This is a genomic window from Halogeometricum borinquense DSM 11551, assembly GCF_000172995.2.
In the GTDB taxonomy this organism is placed as follows: domain Archaea; phylum Halobacteriota; class Halobacteria; order Halobacteriales; family Haloferacaceae; genus Halogeometricum; species Halogeometricum borinquense.
Window position 1 is genome coordinate 1,603,363 of record NC_014729.1, and the last position, 19,229, is coordinate 1,622,591.

The 19,229-nt window shown below is 62.4% G+C and carries 16 protein-coding genes; 11 read left to right on the forward strand and 5 right to left on the reverse strand.

Translation table 11 applies throughout. The features are described from left to right. Positions 1-4 precede the first annotated feature (4 nt). From HBOR_RS08095 to ileS, 6 genes are all read left to right on the forward strand, one after another. Positions 5-1,369: a glycerate kinase type-2 family protein gene (locus tag HBOR_RS08095; RefSeq protein WP_006054482.1), complete on the forward strand. Its 1,365-nt coding sequence runs from the start codon at positions 5-7 to the stop codon at positions 1,367-1,369. Between the two features lie 50 nt (positions 1,370-1,419). After that, positions 1,420-2,028, forward strand: a complete 609-nt coding sequence (locus HBOR_RS08100; protein WP_006054483.1) for an ArsR/SmtB family transcription factor — start codon at positions 1,420-1,422, stop codon at positions 2,026-2,028. Between the two features lie 99 nt (positions 2,029-2,127). Next, positions 2,128-2,595, forward strand: a complete 468-nt coding sequence (locus tag HBOR_RS08105) for a bifunctional nuclease family protein (RefSeq protein WP_006054484.1) — start codon at positions 2,128-2,130, stop codon at positions 2,593-2,595. A 54-nt stretch (positions 2,596-2,649) separates the two neighbouring features. Next, positions 2,650-3,111 (forward strand): hypothetical protein, encoded by a 462-nt coding sequence (locus tag HBOR_RS08110; RefSeq protein ID WP_006054485.1) that lies wholly within the window; start codon positions 2,650-2,652, stop codon positions 3,109-3,111. A gap of 43 nt (positions 3,112-3,154) precedes the next feature. After that, positions 3,155-3,751, forward strand: coding sequence for a hypothetical protein (locus HBOR_RS08115; protein WP_006054486.1), 597 nt, complete (start codon positions 3,155-3,157; stop codon positions 3,749-3,751). Between the two features lie 68 nt (positions 3,752-3,819). Further along, on the forward strand, positions 3,820-6,954 hold the full coding sequence (gene ileS / locus HBOR_RS08120; protein WP_006054487.1) for an isoleucine--tRNA ligase: 3,135 nt from the start codon (positions 3,820-3,822) through the stop codon (positions 6,952-6,954). A gap of 99 nt (positions 6,955-7,053) precedes the next feature. Here ileS and HBOR_RS08125 read toward each other — a convergent pair whose 3' ends face one another. Beyond that, positions 7,054-8,094 (reverse strand): hypothetical protein, encoded by a 1,041-nt coding sequence (locus HBOR_RS08125; RefSeq protein WP_006054488.1) that lies wholly within the window; start codon positions 8,092-8,094, stop codon positions 7,054-7,056. Next, a complete protein-coding gene (glpK, locus tag HBOR_RS08130) occupies positions 8,094-9,635 on the reverse strand; it encodes a glycerol kinase GlpK (RefSeq protein WP_013440579.1) in 1,542 nt (513 codons plus the stop codon). Before glpK ends, HBOR_RS08125 begins: the two co-directional genes overlap by 1 nt. Positions 9,636-9,834: 199 nt before the next feature. On the opposite strand from glpK, the gene HBOR_RS08135 reads away from it, so the two are divergent. The 4 genes from HBOR_RS08135 (at position 9,835) to HBOR_RS19975 (ending at position 13,334) form a co-directional block, all read left to right on the forward strand. Further along, a complete protein-coding gene (locus HBOR_RS08135; protein ID WP_006056194.1) occupies positions 9,835-11,058 on the forward strand; it encodes an FAD-dependent oxidoreductase in 1,224 nt (407 codons plus the stop codon). A 108-nt stretch (positions 11,059-11,166) separates the two neighbouring features. Next, complete coding sequence (locus tag HBOR_RS08140) at positions 11,167-11,508, forward strand: hypothetical protein (RefSeq protein WP_049890457.1); 342 nt, start codon at positions 11,167-11,169, stop codon at positions 11,506-11,508. 29 nt (positions 11,509-11,537) lie between these two features. Further along, positions 11,538-12,764: an RNA-guided endonuclease InsQ/TnpB family protein gene (locus HBOR_RS08145; RefSeq protein WP_006054798.1), complete on the forward strand. Its 1,227-nt coding sequence runs from the start codon at positions 11,538-11,540 to the stop codon at positions 12,762-12,764. Between the two features lie 429 nt (positions 12,765-13,193). Beyond that, positions 13,194-13,334 carry a hypothetical protein gene (locus HBOR_RS19975; protein ID WP_006054800.1) on the forward strand — a complete coding sequence of 47 codons (141 nt, stop codon included), beginning with the start codon at positions 13,194-13,196 and terminating at the stop codon, positions 13,332-13,334. A gap of 15 nt (positions 13,335-13,349) precedes the next feature. Here the strand turns inward: HBOR_RS19975 and HBOR_RS08150 are convergent, their stop codons facing one another. The 3 genes from HBOR_RS08150 to glpA are packed head-to-tail and all read right to left on the reverse strand — an operon-like array spanning position 13,350 to position 17,689. Further along, positions 13,350-14,651, reverse strand: a complete 1,302-nt coding sequence (locus tag HBOR_RS08150; protein ID WP_006054801.1) for an anaerobic glycerol-3-phosphate dehydrogenase subunit C — start codon at positions 14,649-14,651, stop codon at positions 13,350-13,352. Between the two features lie 4 nt (positions 14,652-14,655). Next, positions 14,656-15,918: a glycerol-3-phosphate dehydrogenase subunit GlpB gene (gene glpB / locus HBOR_RS08155; RefSeq protein ID WP_006054802.1), complete on the reverse strand. Its 1,263-nt coding sequence runs from the start codon at positions 15,916-15,918 to the stop codon at positions 14,656-14,658. Beyond that, positions 15,905-17,689: an anaerobic glycerol-3-phosphate dehydrogenase subunit GlpA gene (gene glpA / locus HBOR_RS08160; RefSeq protein WP_013440581.1), complete on the reverse strand. Its 1,785-nt coding sequence runs from the start codon at positions 17,687-17,689 to the stop codon at positions 15,905-15,907. Before glpA ends, glpB begins: the two co-directional genes overlap by 14 nt. Before the next feature lie 349 nt (positions 17,690-18,038). On the opposite strand from glpA, the gene HBOR_RS08165 reads away from it, so the two are divergent. Beyond that, positions 18,039-19,220, forward strand: a complete 1,182-nt coding sequence (locus HBOR_RS08165) for a Cdc6/Cdc18 family protein (protein WP_006054804.1) — start codon at positions 18,039-18,041, stop codon at positions 19,218-19,220. Positions 19,221-19,229 lie beyond the last annotated feature (9 nt).

Sequence of the window (19,229 nt, forward strand, 5' to 3'; positions counted from 1 at the left end):
CACTATGGCCGACCTCGCGTTCGACGCCGAGACGCCGACGTCAGCGCACCAAACTGCTCTCAAATGCCTCTCCGACGGTGTGAACGCTGTTCTCCCCGACCGGATCGTCCGCGACGCTGTCTCTCTCAATGACAACACGCTCTCCGTTGCTGAGGCCACGTACGACCTCTCCGCGTTCGACCGCATCCTCGTTATCGGCGGGGGGAAGGCGGGAGATGGTGTCGCAGATGCCCTCGAAACCGTTCTCGGGGACCGAATTGACGGCGGTGCAGTTGTCACACCGGAACCGACCTCAGGTGACCGAATCGACCGACTCCCCGGCGCACATCCGGTTCCGTCCGAAACGGGCGTTGAGAGCGCGGCCCGAATCGTTGATCTCCTCTCGGAGACGGACGACAGAACCCTCGTTCTCGCCGTCGTCACCGGCGGTGCGAGCGCGGTGATTCCGACGCCTGCCGACGGTATCTCGCTTGCGGACTTGCAGACGACGACCGATGCACTCCTCCGGTCGGGCGCACATATCGGGGAACTCAACGCGGTCAGAAAGCATCTCTCGACGCTCAAAGGCGGCGGCTTGGCGCGCCTCGCCGCACCCGCGACGGTAATCGGTCTCGTCTTCAGCGACGTGGTGGGCAACGATTTGAGCGTCATCGCCTCCGGTCCGACCGCGCCCGACGAGACGACGTACGACGATGCACTCTCCGTACTGGATCGCTATGGTCTCGACGTGCCCGAAAGCGTCCGGAGTAGGCTCGAACGCGGCGCACGCGGTGAGTTATCCGAAACACCGATGGCGGATGATCCGGTATTCGACCGGGTGACGAATCACGTTCTCGCGGACACCCATACGGCGCTCTCCGCGGCACGTGAGACCGCGAGAGAACACGGCTACGATTCGATTGTACTCTCCGCTCGCGTGCGCGGTGAGGCGCGCGAGGCCGCGAAGACGCACGTCGCTGTCGCCGAGGAGGTGGCCGCGACGGGGGACCCACTCGACCCGCCCGCGGTGATTCTCACCGGCGGCGAGTGTACCGTCACGGTTCGCGGTGACGGTGACGGTGGTCCGAACCTCGAATACTGTCTCTCGGCGGCGCGTGAACTCGACACTGACGCCGTCGTGGCCGCGATAGACTCGGACGGCGAGGACGGCGGGACGACAGTGGCGGGGGCAATTGTGGATTCCCGAACGGTCGATGACGCGAGCGACGAGAGCGAGGCGGCGGCGTCACTCGCGGAGAACGATTCGCTCTCATTCCTGCGCGACCGGAAGTGTCTCATCCGAACTGGGCCGACCGGGACCAACGTGAACGATCTGCGCGTCGCCATCGTGGACGACCTCGACGGGCGGGACAGCAATGGGAACGCGTGACCTCGGCCGAGGGGGGAAGGTTTGTATCCCACCACGGCGTAGCAGGTTGCATGGCTCGCCTCCTCCCCTCCACGTCGTCACCCGACGTAGACGCCTCCCCTCGCGTCATCGGCCTTGACGACGACGATGCCGACGACTTGCTGTCGGCACTTTCCTCAGGGACGGCACGTCGCATTCTCGCGGATCTCCACGAAGACCCCGCAAATGCGGCCGCCCTCGCAGACACCGTCGATACTTCCCTACAGAACGTCCAGTATCATCTCGGCCGACTCGAAGAAGCCGGTGCCGTCGAAGTCGTCGATACCGTCTACTCCGAGAAAGGCCGCGAGATGAAGGTGTACGCGCCTTCTGACCAACCGCTGGTCGTCGTCGCCGCCGACCGTGAGGGAACGACTGGATTGATGAGTGCGCTCCGTCGCCTCCTCGCGGCCGTCGGCGTCGTCGGCGTCGCCAGCTTCCTCGTCCAGTGGGCGACGGTCGGCCTCCCGTTCGGAGGGCAGACTGGTAGTGCGGGCGGCGACGTGTCGATGATGGAAACCGCGCGCGCCAGCGACACCGCGGCTACCGCCGCGGGCCTCCCGCCCGGACTCCTCTTTTTCCTCGGCGGGATATCCGTCATCCTCGTTTGGTCGCTTGTCTGGTATTTCCGGCGCGAGTGAGACTGGTGGGACGGGTGGTCCCCATCTGTGTGAATTAGTGGGTCGTGAGAATTTGTGTCGTGGGGTAGGTATTCATACCTCGCCGTCCAATTCTGGAATATGAATCACCGGGCCGAGGTGAAGGGCATCGGCGTCGGCGTCGATGCCGAGGGAGGAAGTGTTCCCGCGGTAATATTGGAAGTCAGACAAGAATTTCTCCCCATTGTCATCACCTCCGATCAGGCACAGGCAATCCAACTCGCTCTCACCGGCGAACCGTTCGAACGGCCGTTGACCCACGACCTGCTGGTGGACATGATCACGGAGTTCGGCGGTGCCATCGACAGTATCCGCATCGACGATCTGACCGACGGAACGTTCTTTGCGAAGATCGACGCCGAGCGGTACGAGAACGGCGAACCGAAGAAGTTCGTCTTCGACGCGCGCCCGAGCGACTCCGTCGCTCTTGCCGTCCGCGTTGACTGTCCCATTCTCGTCTCCGACGAAGTGCTCGACGAGGCCGGGCAACCGCCCGAACATTTCGACCTCGGCGAGCCCTCCGACGGACCGGACGACGTTGATCTCTGAGGTGCGAAAGAGAGTAGGGCGGCGTTTTTACCGACGGCCGACGAAGCCGGAGACATGACGCTCGATGTCGAACCGCCGTCGCCGCCCGAACTCAGTCCTTCTATCGACCCGAACGAGTACGACGACGCCGACGTGGTCGGCGACGACAACGACTACCGGCGGGACGAACTCTCCGCGTTTCTCAGCGAAGGGGCGTGGGAAGAGGCGTTCGCGGAGTGGGCCGCCGACACGGACGTGACAGCCGACGAGTGGGCCATCGTCACCGACTTGGGTCTCGGCTCGGACTTCGACTTCTTCTGGGACGATTTCGCCGGACGTGTCGGCTACCACGCGCCCGGACTCCCGCAGGATTGGAAGGAACAGGAGGTTCACCCGGAACTCTCCTCGTGGAAGCAAGTGTCGAGCATCAACGCGGGCCTCACGGAGTTGGGACAGACCGTCTGCGACGTACTCAAAGACGATTACATCGAGTGGGAGTCCGAGTACGAAGCGCCCGATGATCTGCCGGATTTCTGATTTCTCTCGGAACGCATTTGTCGGGTGATAGACAAACAGAGGTGTGAACCGTAGAGCCCTCCTCTCAGCGTCCGCCCTCACGCTGACCGGCCTCGCTGGATGTACGGGTGCCGTTCGGGAACAAGTGAGTGGCGGCATCGACATGGAATTGGCTACTACGATATACCACCCCGCTGACGAACCGTGGTTCGCTGACGGTCTCTCCGCGCAGTCGTCGAACGCCTATCATACCGAACTCTTCACGCAACCGCCGCCGGACGACGCTGACCTGTTCACCGGTCACTACCCGCAACAGGAGCACTCGCTCGATAACGACATTCGAAACGACGACTATTCAACCGGATTTTTGCTCCTGTTCGAGGCGAAGATGCCACGGCGGCAGCCGTACGGCATCAGTCCGACCATACTGCACGGTGACCTCTCGTGGAGCGCGTGGGACACCGCTTCGATTCCGATGCGGCGCGATCCGCGCGACCCCGAAACCCTATCGTTCGGCGACGACGTGGACGAAGTCATCTCCACGACGCTCGTTCGGTACGAGGCGGATGCCATACCGTCGAAGGCGGTGGTGACTGTCTACGATGAAGAGACGGGGGGTCAGATCACCCAGCAGACGGCGCGTTCCAGATTTCAGTCGTAACCCCCACGACACTGAATCGTTCGCACGGTTCCACGGTTTTGATATACGTTCCCGGTTTGTCCACCTATATGGACGACCTAAGCGACCAGTACACGCCGGCGGATATCGAGTCCGTCGTCGGCGATTACTGGGACGAGGAGAACGCCTACGAGGCGACGAAGGAGGCGCACGCGGACGACCCGGCCTTCTTCTTCGTTGACGGCCCGCCGTACACGTCGGGACAAATGCACCTCGGGACAGCGTGGAACAAGACGCTGAAGGACGCCATCATCCGTTACAAGCGGATGACGGGTCACCGCGTCACGGACCGGCCGGGCTACGACATGCACGGTCTGCCTATCGAGGTCAAAGTCGAGGAGGAACTCGGCTTTGAGACCAAGCGCGACATCGAAGAGTACGGCATGGAGTCGTTCATCGACGAATGCAAGTCGTTCGCCGAACGCAACCGCGAGGCGATGGACGACGATTTCCAGTCTATCGGCGTCTGGATGGACTGGGACGACCCGTACAAGACGCTCTCGCCGGAGTACATGGAGGCCGCGTGGTGGGCGTTCGACCAAGTCGCAGACCGCGGACTGGTCGAACGCGGCAAGCGCTCTGTCAACTACTGCCCGCGCTGTCAGACCGCTATCGCCGCGAACGAAGTCGAGTACGACGAAATCGACTCGCCGTCTATCTACGTGAAGTTCCCCCTCGAAGACCGCGAGGGGAGCCTCGTTATCTGGACGACGACGCCGTGGACCATCCCGGCGAACACGTTCGTCGCTGTCGACGGCGAGATGACGTACCAGGCCGTCCGCGCCGAGAAGGGCGGCGAGAGCGAGGTGCTGTACCTCGCTGAACCCTGCGTCGAAGACGTGCTAAAGAAGGGGCGATACGAGGATTACGAAGTCGTCGAAGAGCTATCCGGCGAGGAGATGGTCGGGTGGGAGTACGACAACCCGCTGGCCGGCCACCTGAACGAGTACGCCGACTTCGAAGGCGCGGGTGAGGTGTACACCGCCGAGTACGTCGAAGCCGACCGAACGGGTCTGGTCCACTCCGCGCCCGGCCACGGTCAAGAAGACTTCGCCCGCGGACAGGACCTCGGACTCGACGTGTTCGTGCCGGTTGACGGCCGCGGCGAGTTCACCGAACAGGCCGGCGACTACGCCGGCACGTTCGTCCGCGACGCCAACCCCGACATCATCGAGGACTTGGAGGCGGACGGCTCGCTCCTCCACTCGGGCGAACACAGCCACCGGTACGGTCACTGTTGGCGGTGTGATACGGACATCATCTTCCTCGCCACCGATCAGTGGTTCATCACCGTCACAGACGTGAAAGACGAACTCCTCGACAACATCGAGGATTCGGAGTGGCATCCGCAGTGGGCGCGCGACAACCGCTTCCGCGACTTCGTCGCCGACGCGCCCGACTGGAACATCTCCCGGCAGCGCTACTGGGGCATTCCGCTGCCCATCTGGGAGTCCGAAGACGGCGAGGACTTCATCGTCGTCGGTACGCGCGAGGAGTTAGCCGAACGCGCCGATCAGGACGTAGATCCCGGAGAGTTGGACCTGCACCGTCCATCCGTCGATCCCCTCACCATCACCGAGGACGGCACGACGTACGAACGCGTGCCGGACGTGTTCGACGTGTGGATCGACTCCTCGGTGGCGACGTGGGGAACGCTCGATTACCCCGGCAACGAGACCGACTTCGAGGAACTGTGGCCCGCCGACCTCATCGTTGAGGCGCACGACCAGACCCGCGGGTGGTTCTGGTCGCAACTCGGCATGGGGACTGCCGCACGCGGAGAGATCCCGTACGAGGAGGTTCTTATGCACGGGTTCGCCAACGACGAGAACGGCCGGAAGATGTCGAAGTCTCTCGGGAACATCGTCACGCCCGAGGAGGCCATCGACCGCGCGGGCCGCGACCCACTGCGCGCGTACCTCCTGAGTCACGACCAGCAGGGTGTCGATCTCTCGTTCGATTGGGACGGACTTGCCGACACCCAGTCGGCGCTCAACATCTTCTGGAACGTCTTCCGATTCCCGCTGCCGTACATGGAACTGGACGGCTACGACCCCGCGAACCCGGACCTCTCGGCGGGCGAACTCAGCGTCGTAGACGAGTGGGTGCTATCGCGTCTCCAGACCGTCAAGGCCGACGTCGCGGACGCGTGGGACGACTACGAGGTTCACGACGCGCTCAACGCAATTCTCGACTTCGTGACGGAGGATGTCTCGCGCTTCTACGTGAAGGCGATCCGCGAGCGGATGTGGGAGGAGGAAGACTCCGAATCCAAACGCGGCGCGTACGCGACGCTTGCGACTGTCCTCAACGAAACGGTGCAACTCATCGCACCGTTCACGCCGTACGTCGCAGAGCGGATGTACCAGCATCTCGACGGCAGCGAGACCACCGTTCACGCGCTCGACTACCCGACCGTAGACGAGGCGTGGCGCGACGAAGAACTGGAGCGCAATATGGCGGTCCTGCGGAACGTCGAAGAGGCGGCCGCGAACGCCCGCCAGCAGGGCGAGCGAAAACTCCGCTGGCCCGTCCAGCGCGTGGTCGTCGCCAGCGAGGACGACGAGGTAGCTGAGGCGGTCGAAGCGCTCTCTGACCTCCTTGCTGACCGGGTGAACACCCGGACTATCGAGGTCGTCGAGACGTTCGACGAACTCGTCGAGTACGCCGACCCGCAGATGGGCGTCATCGGCCCCGCCTTCGGCGGCGACGCACAGAAGGTCATGCAGGCGGTCAAGGGTGTCCCCCGCGAGGAAGTCGAGTCGGGCGTCGAAGTCGATGGTGAGACGGTCGAACTCACCGACGAGATGGTCGAGTACCGCGCCGAACCCCCCGAGAACGTCTACGACGCCGAGTTCGCGGCGACGGACGGCACTGACGGCGGCGTCGTCTACGTCGATACCTCCCTTACTGAGGAGATCGAGGCCGAGGGATACGCGCGCGACGTGATCCGCCGTATCCAAGAGATGCGCAAGCGTCTGTCCCTCGACGTGGAAGAGGAGATTGCGGTCTCCCTCGACGTGCAGGACGACCGCGTAGCCGACCTCGTGTACCGCCACGAGGATCTCATCGCCGAAGAAGTCCGTGCGACCACTCTCAATTCCGACGGCGAGGACGCCGACCTGACTGAAGAGTGGGACATCGAGGGCGTCACTGTCGTCATCAGCATCGCACAGACGGCGTAAGCGAGCCACCGACCCACCGCGTCGTTTTTACCGGACAAAGCGTCGATCAGCTTATCGCCTTCAATGCCTCCAATCGCCGAAATGGAGGTGAGTCGGTCGTCAGAACCCGAGCGTCGGGACGTACGACGCACTCGGGAAGACGCCGATGATGTACAGGATCACGATGAGGAACGACCCGAAGACGATAGCGGCCGCGGGCGGATCCCAGTGGGTGTCGCTGTGCGAGTAGAACACGCGCTGGAACAGTTCACCGAACAGGCCTGAGATGAGTCCCAGCACGCCGCCAGCGATGAGTCCGACCAGTAGTGATCCGTCGGGACCACCCACCGCGGCGAGCGCCCCCGCGCTTCCGATAAGCGACATGTGGTGAGTGACGGGGATGCGCTCGACGCCGAGGTTCAAGAACACGAGCGACGCCGCACTGATACCGAACGCGAGGAAGATACTCCCGGTCTCCATGGCGATGAATGCGCCGAGAAGTCCGACGACGAGGCTGACGGCGGCGACGTTAGCCCACTTGTACTGGTGGGGAAGCCACGGTTCAACGGCCAATCGGGAGGCCGTTCCGCCGTCCGTTTCTCCGTCGCCATCGGCAGCCGCCTCGCCGACGACGCGAATCTCTTCGCGTTCGAACGGCGACATATCGAGCGGACCGTCTCCTCGAATTTTTCCAACGAGCGGATAGCCGAATGCGACGCGGTGGGCAAGCGCCGAGAGCGTGACGCCCATGGCGATCGGGTCCCACGGTAGGTTGTACGTCTGCGATGCGATGGTTATCCAGTAGCCGAGAATGCCGAACAGGCCGCCGACCGCGAGTACGTCCGGTTTCGTCCCGAGCGCGAACGCGATATCTTTGGCGTTGTGATAGTCGAATCCTGAGTCCATATAGCCTCTTTTGGCCGCGTATGCGGCGGCAGCGGCCCCACCGGCGAAACTGATTGCGGGCGAGAACGGTTCACCGAAGGCGACTGAGCCCGTGATGCTTCCCGCCTCGGCGTTGGCGACAACAGCCGTCTCACCGGCAATGACAAGGAAGCCGGTGAAGATGAACGCGGGAAGCGCGCCGAGTGCGGCGCCGAACGCGCCGCCCGCAAAGGCGGCGATGAGCATCTCGACCGCCCAGAGTTCGGAGAGTGCCATCAGTCGCTCCCTTCCCGCGCCCAGTCGCGTGAGCGGTCAACTGCTTCCTTCCAGCGGCCGTAGCGCCCATCGACGTTTTCGGCGCTGTCGTCGGGGGAGAACTCCCGGTCAATCTGCCAGTTGTCGCGGAGTTCATCGAGATTACTCCAGTAGCCGACAGCCAGTCCGGCCGCGTAGGCGGCACCGAGCGCCGTCGTCTCGTCAACCATCGGTCGCACGATGTCCGTGCCGACGATGTTCGACTGGAGCTGGCAGAGGAAGTTGTTCTTGACTGCGCCGCCATCGACACGAAGCGTCGAGAGGTCGATGCCGCTGTCTTCCTCCATGGCTTCGGCAACGTCGCGGGTCTGGAACGCGATGGATTCGAGCGTGGCGCGAACGACGTGTTCGCGGCGGGTGCCGCGGGTCATGCCGAGGATAGTACCGCGGGCACGCTGGTCCCAGTGAGGTGCGCCGAGTCCGGTGAATGCGGGGACGAAGTAGACGCCGTCGGTCGAATCGACAGAGCGGGCGAGTTCTTCGGTTTCGGCGGCGTCGTCGATGAGGCTCACGTCTTCGAGCCACTCGATAGCCGCGCCGGTGATGAAGATGGAACCCTCAAGCGCGTACTGGACGGGTTCGCCCGAGCGCTGGAAGCCAACGGTGGTCAGCAGGCCGTGTTCGCTCATGACGGCCTCGTCGCCGGTGTTCATGAGCATGAACGAGCCAGTGCCGTACGTGTTCTTCGCGTCGCCAGCGTCGAAACAGGTCTGACCGAACAGCGCGGCCTGTTGGTCTCCGAGCGCGCCCGCGACGGGAATCTCCGCTCCAAGGAAGCCGTCCGGATCGGTCGTTCCGTACAGGTCCTCGTCCGACGATGGCCGGACTTCGGGAAGGAGTTCCGCAGGAACGTTGAACTCCTCAAGGAGTTCGTCGTCCCAGTCCATGTCGTGGATGTTGAACAACATGGTGCGGGAGGCGTTGGTCACGTCGGTGACGTGCGCACCCGTGAGTTTGTAGGTGACCCACGAGTCGATAGTGCCGAACATGAGTTCTCCCTGTTCGGCCCTCTCGCGTACGTCGTCGGGGCGCATGCGAGCGAGTTTGATGGGGTCGGCGTTGTCGAGGAGCCACTCGGCTTTCGTTGCTGAGAAGTATGCGTCGGGTTCGAGACCGGTCTTCTCGCGGACCCACTCCTCTTTACCCTCGTCTTGGAGCGTCTCGACGCGGTCGGTCGTCCGGCGGTCCTGCCACACGATGGCGTTCGCTATCGCCCGTCCGCTCGCTTTGTCCCAGATGAGCGTCGTCTCACGCTGGTTGGTGATGCCGATTGCCTCCAACTGCTCGGCGTCGAGGCCGGCCTCTTCGAGCGCCGTCAGCATCACAGCCTGCGTGTTCTCCCAAATCTCCGCTGGGGCGTGTTCGACCCATCCCGGTTCGGGATAAATCTGCTCGTGTTTCTGGTACGCGCTTGCGACGACTTTCCCGCTGTGGTCGAAGACCATAAACCGGGTCCCTGTCGTCCCTTGGTCTACTGCACCAATGTATGTGTTTTCTGTCATAAGTCACCATCTCCGGTTCCGATAGGCCCGCCACCTATCGGTGACGCCACTACGACGCGCCAAACGTGCTAACAGACCGCAAGATACAGCATAAATGTTTCTTAACATTACTTCCCGTGACTGTCGTAAAACTAAACACGTACCCCCGGTGGATTGACACTGGCGTCAGGTCCATACCCGCTCGGACCAATCTCCAACGATGGCAGACGACACCGACGTAGTGGTGATTGGCGGCGGTGCGACTGGTGCTGGAATCGTCCGCGATTTGGCGTTGCGCGGCGTGGACGTGACACTTGTCGAACGTGGTGGCCTTTCGGCGGGAACCTCCGGTCGGTCTCATGGCTTGCTTCACAGCGGTGCGCGATACGCCGAGGCCGACGAGGTGGGTGCGCGCGAGTGTATCGCGGAAAATCGAATCCTGCGCGATATTGCTGGCGAGTGCGTTCGCGATACCGGTGGCCTGTTCCTCCAACTGGCCGAGGACGACCCCGAGTACTTCGAGGCAAAGCGCACCGCCTGCGAGGATATCGGCATCCCGATCGAGACGCTCTCTGGCGACGAGGTGCGGAATGAAATATCGGGCCTCTCCGAGGCTGTCGAGCGCGCGATGAAAGTTCCCGACGCCGTCGTCTCCCCGTCGCGCCTCGTCGCCGCGAACGCCGCGGACGCCCGCGATCACGGAGCGACTATCCTGACGAATGCACCCGTGGAAGACCTGCACGTCGAAGACGGCCGCATCACCGGCGTCAAAGTCGGCGGATCGGTCGGTGAGACCATTGCCGCGAAACAGGTCGTCAACGCCGCTGGCGCGTGGGCAGAAGACGTCGGCCGGATGGCGGGCGTCGAGGTGGCGATGCGTCCCACGAAGGGAGTGATGGTCTCAGTTCAGTACGACGGACTCGGTCCCGTTCTCAACCGCGCCCGCGACCCTGCGGACGGCGACATTGTCGTCCCGCACGATGGGGAAGTCGTCTTGGGAACGACGAGTATCGAGGTGGACGACCCCGACGACTATCCGGAGGATGCCCAAGAAGTCGAACGGATGGTCGAAGAATGCTCGAAGATGCTTCCGCCTGCCCGCGAGGCTGAACGGGTTCGAACGTGGTGGGGCGTCCGCCCACTCTACGCACCGGACGAGGATTCCCGCGAGGGTGCGCGCGGTATCTCTCGCGGCTTCTTCTGCGTGGATCACGGCGACGACGGCGTCGAAAACTTCACGAGTATCGTCGGCGGGAAACTCACCACCTATCGACAGATGGCCGAGGCCACGACGGACCGCGTCTGCGAGAAACTCGGTGTTGCTGCCGACTGTCGAACCGCAGCAAAGCGACTTCCGGGCGCAGATGACCCTGAACAGTTAGACGCATACGTTACGGAGTTCGGCGGTGCAGGACCGACGGACGAAGACGTGGTTCGAGGCTGAGAGACGAGTACGACGGACTCCCCGAGAGTCTGGATTAACGATCCGTTTTAAACAACTATCACTGCTTTCCGTGAAACTACTAATCGTGTCTCCCACCGGGAAATACCCATGCGTCGAAACACACGCAGTCGAGGTCAGACGACGAGACGGACGTTCCTCGCCGGGGTTGGGGGTGCGGCGGCGTTATCATCCGTAGGCGTCGTCGGAGCGAAACCGGACGGTGCGCCGCGAACGGTCGTGCTCCGTTCGAAGGATGCAGACGAACTGGCGGCACGCGCGTTCCCAACGACTGATGCGGCGTACTCAAAGCGCGGGTCGTGGTTCACTACCGGCGACGACTCGGACGGACCTCGGGGAAGCGACAAGTTGCAGTTTTACAGAGGTACAAGGAGAATGCCCCGAGGCTTGACCTCGGGGTTGAATCCGACACTCCGTGAAACAAACCATTAAGTTAACACACTTCTAACCAGCAGACAGCGATGGAATACAGTCACCGCTACCACGCTTACCCGACACAAGCAGTAGCGGAGCGACTGGAATACCACATCGACGTTCATCGCCAAGCGTACAACTACACTCGGTACGAATACGAGAACGTTGACGCCGACAACATCGGGTCAGCGTACAAACACCACTACCGACTCCCCGATTGGAAAGACGAGTTCTCTGTGTTCTCCGACGTGAACTCGAAGGCTCTGCAACGAACCGTCACACGGTTCTATCAGAATCTCTCGAACCTTTCCAAAAAGAAACAGAACGGAAACAAGGTTGGGAAGTTGAAGTGGAAGTCTCCGACTGAGTACCAGAGCATGACGTATTCGCAGTCCGGCTTCGAACTCAAAAACACGAGTGGCCGACACGCGACGTTAGAACTCTCCAAAGTCGGAGATATTCGTATTCGCTACCACCGTGAAATCCATGACCAAGCAGAAATCAAGGAAGTCACCATCAAGAAGGAGACAACCGGAGAGTGGTTCGTCTCGTTCGGCCTCGAAACCGATGATGCTGACTTGCCTGAGAAACCCGACGTGGACTCGCTCAACACGAGCAACAGCGTTGGAATCGACCTCGGCATCCTCAACTACATCCACACAAGCGACGGCAAGACCGTGGACTGGCTCGACCTCGAAGACGACTACGAGCGCCTCCGACGAGAACAGCGTAAGTTGTCTCGAAAGGAGAAAGGATCGAACAACTACGAGAAACAGCGAGTCGAAGTAGCGAAGGTGAAGCGTCATATTCGTCGGAAGGTGCTGGACTACCAGCACAAACTCACGACGTGGCTCGTCAAGGAGTATGACGCCGTGTTCGTGGAAGACCTGAACGTCCAGTGTATGCTTCAGGACGACGGGAACGCTCGGAACAAGCAGGACGTGGCGTGGCGACAGTTCATCACCTTGCTTGAATACAAGGGAGACTTGCACGGAACGCACGTCGTTCAGGTTGATGCTCGGGGCACGACGAAAGAGTGTGCGTCGTGCGGTGTAGAGACGGCGAAACCTATCTGGGTTCGTGAGCATTCGTGTCCGGCGTGTGGGTTTGAAACGGATAGGGATGCAAACGCTTCGTTGAACGTCTTGCAGAGAGGCTTTTCTGCATTAGGGCTGGGATGGCCCGAATCAACGCCCGTGGAGACTGCGCTCCCTACGGATACTCATTCGGTATCTGCAAAGCGCGTCGTGGAAACGGGAAGCCTCGGGGCTTGACCCGAGGCGATTCACATCGTCCCGTCGGCGAAACCGTTCAACCTCGGGTCGTTCACGCTCGGCGACATCCAGTCGCTGTCGTACCACACGAAGAAGGTCGGAGCGCCGGTCGATGGAAGCCACGCGCCGAACATCTACGTCAACATCTACACGGAACCGGACAACGAGGACGATACGGCGTCGTGGTACGGGTATCGGCTGAACTGGGAGCCGTACCTGTCGAACAACCTCGACGCACCCGCGGACACGTGGGTTGAGTGGTCCACAGACCCGGGAACGAATCAGCTAACGTTCTTCGACGCGGCGAACCTCGGTTTCTTCGGCTTCTACGGACAACCAACACTACAGGACCTCCAGTCGGGGACGATAAACTGGAACGACCACTTCGGGTCGGCAACTGACAAAGAGATCGACTACGCCTCGGAGACAGTGAAGTTCATCGTCTTCGACACCGGGTCGGGATGGGCAGACGACCACGAGGGGTACCTCGACGCAATCGAACTGGTCGTGAACTCGGGCCGCGGGAAGTCGGGGAAACCGACCGCGCTCAGAATCGAGTTGGAAGCGTGAGAGCGGAGGGAGGGTTCAGACCAGCGCTTCTTCGAGCAGTTGGAGCGGGTGCTTGATGTCGTAGCCGGTGCCGTGTTCCATCTGCATCGAACACGTCGGACACTCGGTCATGCCGACGTTCCCCTCGGCGTGGCTCATGTGGTCGAACATCTCCTCACCGATTTTCATCGACGTTTCGTACTTCTCTTCTTTCCACCCGTAGGTTCCGGAGATACCCGAACAGGAGTCGCCCACGTCCTCGATGGTGACGCCGTCGAGTTCGCGGAACAGTTCGACTGCCTGCCGGTCGAGACCCTGATTGCGGGCGTGACACGGTGCGTGGTAGGCGAACGACTGCTCGGAGACGGAGGCGTCTTTGAGTTCAGATTCGAGGTCCTCGTGGATGCGGAGGTACTCCATCGCCTCGTACGTGTTCGCGGCGACTTCCTCGGTGCCGTGGTACTCGAACAGTTCGGGATATTCCTGCCGGAGCGACATCGAACAGGAAGTACACGACGCGACGATATCGTACCCTTCCTCAAGGAGGTCGTTGAACTCCGAGACGTTCGTTTTCGCGGCGCGTCCGGCGTCGTCCAACATCCCGTTTGCGAACATCGGCGTCCCCGAACAGCGTTGTCGCGGGACGGCTATCTCGTAGCCGAACTCCTCGTAGACGCGGACGAGTGCCTTTGCAACCTCGGGCGTGTTGTAGTTCGAGTAACAGCCGTGGAAGTACGCGATTTTCTTCTCGTCGGAGGAGACTTTCGCGCCACCGCGTTCAGCCCACCACTCGCGGAAGGTCTGTTGGGCGAACTCGGGGAACTCGCGTTCGGACGTGATACCGAGCACCTTCTCGTTGATCTTCTGGACGAGGGAGTTACCCATCAGGAAGTTGGTCAGTCGGGGCACCTTGCTCCCGATTTCGGCCATGGTGCGGTAGTTCGAGAGGATGCGGTTGCGGATGTACTCTCGGGAGAGTTTGTCCATCTGCTCGTCTACGTACTCCCCGCGTGCGGTGTTGTGCATCTGGCTCAGCGGGACGCTCGACGGACACGCGTTGTCACAGCGCATGCAGTTCGAACACGACATGATGGAGTCGTCGATGTCCGCATCGTCCTTGCGCTTCAGCCGCCACTGCTCGGGGCCCTGGAACTTCGGCCCGGGGAAGTCGTCGTTGACCTCCGCGACCGGACAGGACGTGTCGCAGGAGGTACACTTATAGCAGTTGTCCGCGCCGGGACGGAGGTCCATCTCCGTCTCGTCGTCGAACACTTGTACGGGTTCGAAGTCGGTCTGTTCGTCTGGTGTAACGTTGGGTGGGTTCTCTGCGTCGCTCATGTAGTCAGGCTTCCTCCCCGGCGCGGCTTCCGGCGACGGCTCCCGTCGCCAGTGAAACGCCGCTCGCGGATTTCTCGCGCGCCACGTCGGCACCGCCGACGACGCTGCCCGCAGCGCGTAGGTTCTCGAAGTGTGGTTCGCCACTCGCCGTGGTGGGTCGCATCTCCTCGTCGGGGACGACGCCGAACCGGGCGAACTCGTGGCCGCCGAACGCTTCCTCGTCGGACCAGTCGTACCGGTCGTCGGGGTGCGGGATGTGACAGCCGAAGACTGGTTCGGTGACGCGCTCGCGGTCGGAGTCGATTCCCTTGCCGACGAGTCCCCCCGTTGCGAGGACGAACTCCTCGGCGTGGTACGGGACGCGGTTCCCCCTGCGGTCTACGTACACTGCCTCGATTCGGTCGCCGTCGGCCTCGTAGCCCACAGCGGGGTTCCCGGTCGAGATTCGGACGCCAGCCTCGTCTAAGGCGTCGAACAGGCGGTCTTCGAGTTGGAGGCCGAGGAGACTCGGCGGTCCGGTCGGCACCTCGAACACCGAGACGCCGAGTCGGTCTTCGAGTTCCGCGCGAACTTCCTCGCCGTGTGCGTCTCCGAGCATCGCGGGGAAGCCGACCCGCTCTTCGCCTTCGAGGTGTGCTTTCACCGTCTCCGCGAGGCTCCGGCGGACGCCGACGCGGCCGGCGGATTCGTCTTTGTCTAACGCCTTCGCCAAACGGGTCAGGCGCGCGTCGTCGCGGAACGTTTTGGGGAACGGAACGCGGACGCCGCGCGTCTCGAACGGGACGCCCGCGGCAGCAACGTGGTCGGCGACGACCTGCGGTGCGAAGTCAGTCGTTCCCTCGAACCCGACAAACAGAGTCGGTTCCCCCACGCTGGCAAGGCCCGGTTCGACCGACTTCGGATACCGCGCTGTCGGTTTGACCGTTCCGCCGTAGGTTGGAACGAGCGCATTCGTGTCGGTGTGCCCGCCCGCGTACATCTCGCCAACCGCCTCGTCGAAGATGCGCAGTCCCTCCTTGATTCCGTCCTCGCCGACGAGTTTGTACGGGTGGTCGTCGGGGAGGTCGGATATCGCGGCGTAGGGGTCCGCATGTGGTCCGTCTCCATCCGTGTAGCCGAGTACGTCTATCAGCCCGCTGGCTTGCCTGAGCGTACTCTTCTTGTGCGCGACGAGTCTGACCGTCTTGCCCGACTCGGCCGCGGCGAGAGCGGACGTTGCGGCCGCGAGGCCGCCGCCGACGACGAGCACGTCTTCACGAATCGGCATCGTTCACCTCCGCCAGCGAACCGTCGGTTGGCGCGCCTCCGTCTGTCGCCGCCCGGTCGGTGTCGCCGCCGGTACCCGACGTTTCTCCGGCAGCCGCCCCGGTTCCGGCGTCGAACGCGCCGAAGTCCACATCGGCATCGGACGCGGCGGGGTCGCCGTCACGGTTCATCGTCGTCGCGTGGAGCATGTGCTTCAGCATTGCCTGTGAGAGTTGTCTGCCCCAGAGGGCGTGTCGTTCGCCCTTCCAGCGTTCTTGGTAGAGTTCGTCCAGCGAGTCGCGGACGACGAGTTCGCTGTGATCCTCGACCAGTTCGTTAGCCATTCGGTGCGAGCAGAACGCACCCTGACAGTTCCCCATCGAGGCGCGCGTTCGGATCCGGACGGCGTTCAGGTCGGTCCCCGCGTGGTTCATCGCGTCGTGAATCTCCGCGCGCGTGACGCCTTCGCACTCACAGACAACGGGGTTCGGGCCGTCCCACTCGCCGAGTACGTCGTCCGTACGCGACCCAAGTCGCTGAGCGCTCCGGCGTCCGATAGGCGAGCGAATCCCGAACTCGTCCATCCAATCGCGGAGGACGGAGAAGTCTTCAGATCCTGGCAGTGGCTCCTCAGCGGTCCGACACTCGGCCTCGACGCCGACTTTCTCGCAGACGTGGTCGGAAATCTTCTCGGCCATCATGCGGTAGGTGGTCAGCTTTCCGCCGACGATAGAGGACATGCCCGGCAGGTCGTCCCGGTCGGCGTGGTCTAAGAGGAAGAAATCGCGCGTGATGTCCGTCGGGTCCTCCGTCCCCGTTCCCGGCGGTTCGTAAAGCGGACGGACCCCCCAGAACGAGCGAATCGTCCGCGCTTCGCTCAGCATCGGCACGAGTTCCGAGAGTGTATCGATCATCAGATCGACTTCCCACCCTTCCTCGGGGTAGTCTTCGGGGTCATCGACTTCTTCGTCGGTGGTGCCGAGGATGCACGTCGTCTCGTGCGGGACGACGATATCGGCGTCGCCTTTCGGCCGACAGCGGTTGACGACCGTATCGACTTGCCGCACGTTCATGATGGTCATGACGCCCTTCGAGGGGCGAACCGCCACATCGACGCCCGCCATGTCGCCGATTTGCCCGGCCCACGCGCCCGTTGCGTTCACGACGTAGTCGGCGTACAGTTTTTCCCGCGTTCCGGGTTCGCCCTCGGCGATTCCGAGGTCTGCCTCCCCGTGTTCGACTTCGACACCGACGACTTCGCCGTCTTCGATGAGCACGTCAACGACTTCGGCGTGCGTCTCGACGCGGGCACCGTGATCGATGGCGTCGGCGGCGTTGGCGACACAGAGACGGAACGGATCAATCGCGCCGTCGGGGACGCGGATGGCTCGTTTGATGTCCTCTGCGAGGTACGGTTCCATCTCGCGGGCCTCTTCGGCGGAGAGAACTTCGGCCGGGATGCCACACTCGCGGCACCCTTCTAACTTCTCCTCGAAGTAGTCGTCGCTGTCCTCGGGCCGTTGGACGAACAGACCGCCGGTCATCTCCACGCAGTGACTTGCGATCCGTCGCAGGACGCGGTTTTCTTCGATACACTCTGTCGCGGACGGCTGGTCAGAGACGGCGTATCGTCCCCCACTGTGGAGTAAGCCGTGCATCCGGCCCGTCGTCCCGTGTGTCAGGTTCCCCTTCTCGACGAGAGTCACGTCGAGTCCGCGCATCGCAAGGTCGCGTACGATGCCGCACCCGGTTGACCCGCCGCCGATGACGAGGACGCTCGGCGTTTCGGTCATCTCACCTTCGACAGGTGGGACTGCCAGCACTTTATTTTACCTCTCGACGGGCACCACTAGTAAATTAATTATCCGCCGACTGTTCTGTAGTGTGACTGGTTCATAGACGCCGTATACGGCTGTATATGGCGAATTAGCATCGAAGTACTGTCTCTACAGCCAAAAACACGAATAAACGATCATAATAGTTACTGGAGCCGTTACTTATCGAAGAGGACTCTCTTAGAACACGTCGATTAATGGCCGAATCAGCGACTGTCACTGAATATATTCGGCCCAGAAAATAGATATCGATACCGGGAGTTTTTATCGATCCTCGAAGAACCTCGCAACGACACCCGGAACGACGATGAGACTTACTGACCGAATCGACCGACGACGACGACGCGGGGACGGGACTCACCGACTCGTCCGCGACCTGTCCGCGCTGAACCCGACGCACCACCTCACAGAACCGGTCGGCCGTGGACCGACGCTCGAACGACTCCTCGACCGACTCGACCCCGCATTCGACGGCCGCCTCCCCGAGAGCTTCTGCGTCGTCGGGCCGAAAGGCGCTGGAAAGTCCGCGGTCGTGGCCGCGTTGTTCGAACATCTCGCCGCGACGGCACCGACTCAACACGGTGCTATACAGACGACGACGCGTGCTGCAACGTCTGCGGTCACCGAGTTCGCCGCCGTTGACGCGCGCGCCGCGGATTCAGAATTTGCGCTTCTCCGCGCCGTCCTCGCTGCCGTCGCCGATGACGCCGTCCCCGAACGGGGCGTCGGCACCGCTGCCCTCCGTGACAGACTCCGCGACGAACTCGACCGGTTTCGCCGTCTCGTCGTCGCCGTCGATCACGTGGGAGAATCGAAGACAGTCACGCTCGAAACACTCGATTCGACGTTCGAGGAGATGTCGCCGGCACTCTCGTACGTCGCCGTCGGGCGTGCGTTTCCCGACGCCCACGTCGAATCGGTCGAAGTGCCCCGATACGAACGGCACGCACTCGTGGACGTGTTGACCAGACGGGCCTCGGACGGACTCGTCCGCGACGGCATTGACCACGAAACAGTGAGCGAGGTGGCCGCGTGGGCTGACGGCGACGCTCACGATGGACTCGCGGCCCTGTTCAGCGCGGCCGTCGTCGCTACAGACGACGGAGCGACGCGCATCGGCTCCTCGCACGTCGCTGCGGGATGCGATGCAGTACCCGAAGATGGCTGTGCGCTCGGCCGCGTCTTTGCTCTCCCGGCGAGTCGTCGTCGCGTACTCGCCGTCCTCGCATCGTTAGACCCTGCAGACTGTTCTTCGGTCACCGTTGCCGCTGATGCCATCGCCGCGCATCCGTCAGTTGACCTCTCGGCCGCGACGGTGAAACGCGTCCTCTACGAACTCGCTGATGACGGCATTGTCCGCCGTGTGGATACCGGTCTGGGAGATGACGGTCCCGGCCGCCCGCCGACCCGTCCGGAACCGAACTTTCCGACGACCGTCTTCGACCGACTCGGCGGGGCCGGTGACAGTGTGACCCGTTCCGAGCGGTGATTCTTTTTT

Excerpts from the sequence above, each read along its gene's own strand:
- HBOR_RS08095 (WP_006054482.1), top strand. The coding sequence starts at position 5 with ATGGCCGACCTCGCGTTCGACGCCGAGACGCCGACGTCAGCGCACCAA.
- HBOR_RS08100 (WP_006054483.1), top strand. The coding sequence starts at position 1,420 with ATGGCTCGCCTCCTCCCCTCCACGTCGTCACCCGACGTAGACGCCTCC.
- HBOR_RS08105 (WP_006054484.1), top strand. The coding sequence starts at position 2,128 with ATGAATCACCGGGCCGAGGTGAAGGGCATCGGCGTCGGCGTCGATGCC.
- HBOR_RS08110 (WP_006054485.1), top strand. The coding sequence starts at position 2,650 with ATGACGCTCGATGTCGAACCGCCGTCGCCGCCCGAACTCAGTCCTTCT.
- ileS (WP_006054487.1), top strand. The coding sequence starts at position 3,820 with ATGGACGACCTAAGCGACCAGTACACGCCGGCGGATATCGAGTCCGTC.
- HBOR_RS08125 (WP_006054488.1), bottom strand. The coding sequence starts at position 8,094 with ATGGCACTCTCCGAACTCTGGGCGGTCGAGATGCTCATCGCCGCCTTT.
- glpK (WP_013440579.1), bottom strand. The coding sequence starts at position 9,635 with ATGACAGAAAACACATACATTGGTGCAGTAGACCAAGGGACGACAGGG.
- HBOR_RS08135 (WP_006056194.1), top strand. The coding sequence starts at position 9,835 with ATGGCAGACGACACCGACGTAGTGGTGATTGGCGGCGGTGCGACTGGT.
- HBOR_RS08140 (WP_049890457.1), top strand. The coding sequence starts at position 11,167 with ATGCGTCGAAACACACGCAGTCGAGGTCAGACGACGAGACGGACGTTC.
- HBOR_RS08145 (WP_006054798.1), top strand. The coding sequence starts at position 11,538 with ATGGAATACAGTCACCGCTACCACGCTTACCCGACACAAGCAGTAGCG.
- HBOR_RS08150 (WP_006054801.1), bottom strand. The coding sequence starts at position 14,651 with ATGAGCGACGCAGAGAACCCACCCAACGTTACACCAGACGAACAGACC.
- glpB (WP_006054802.1), bottom strand. The coding sequence starts at position 15,918 with ATGCCGATTCGTGAAGACGTGCTCGTCGTCGGCGGCGGCCTCGCGGCC.
- glpA (WP_013440581.1), bottom strand. The coding sequence starts at position 17,689 with ATGACCGAAACGCCGAGCGTCCTCGTCATCGGCGGCGGGTCAACCGGG.
- HBOR_RS08165 (WP_006054804.1), top strand. The coding sequence starts at position 18,039 with ATGAGACTTACTGACCGAATCGACCGACGACGACGACGCGGGGACGGG.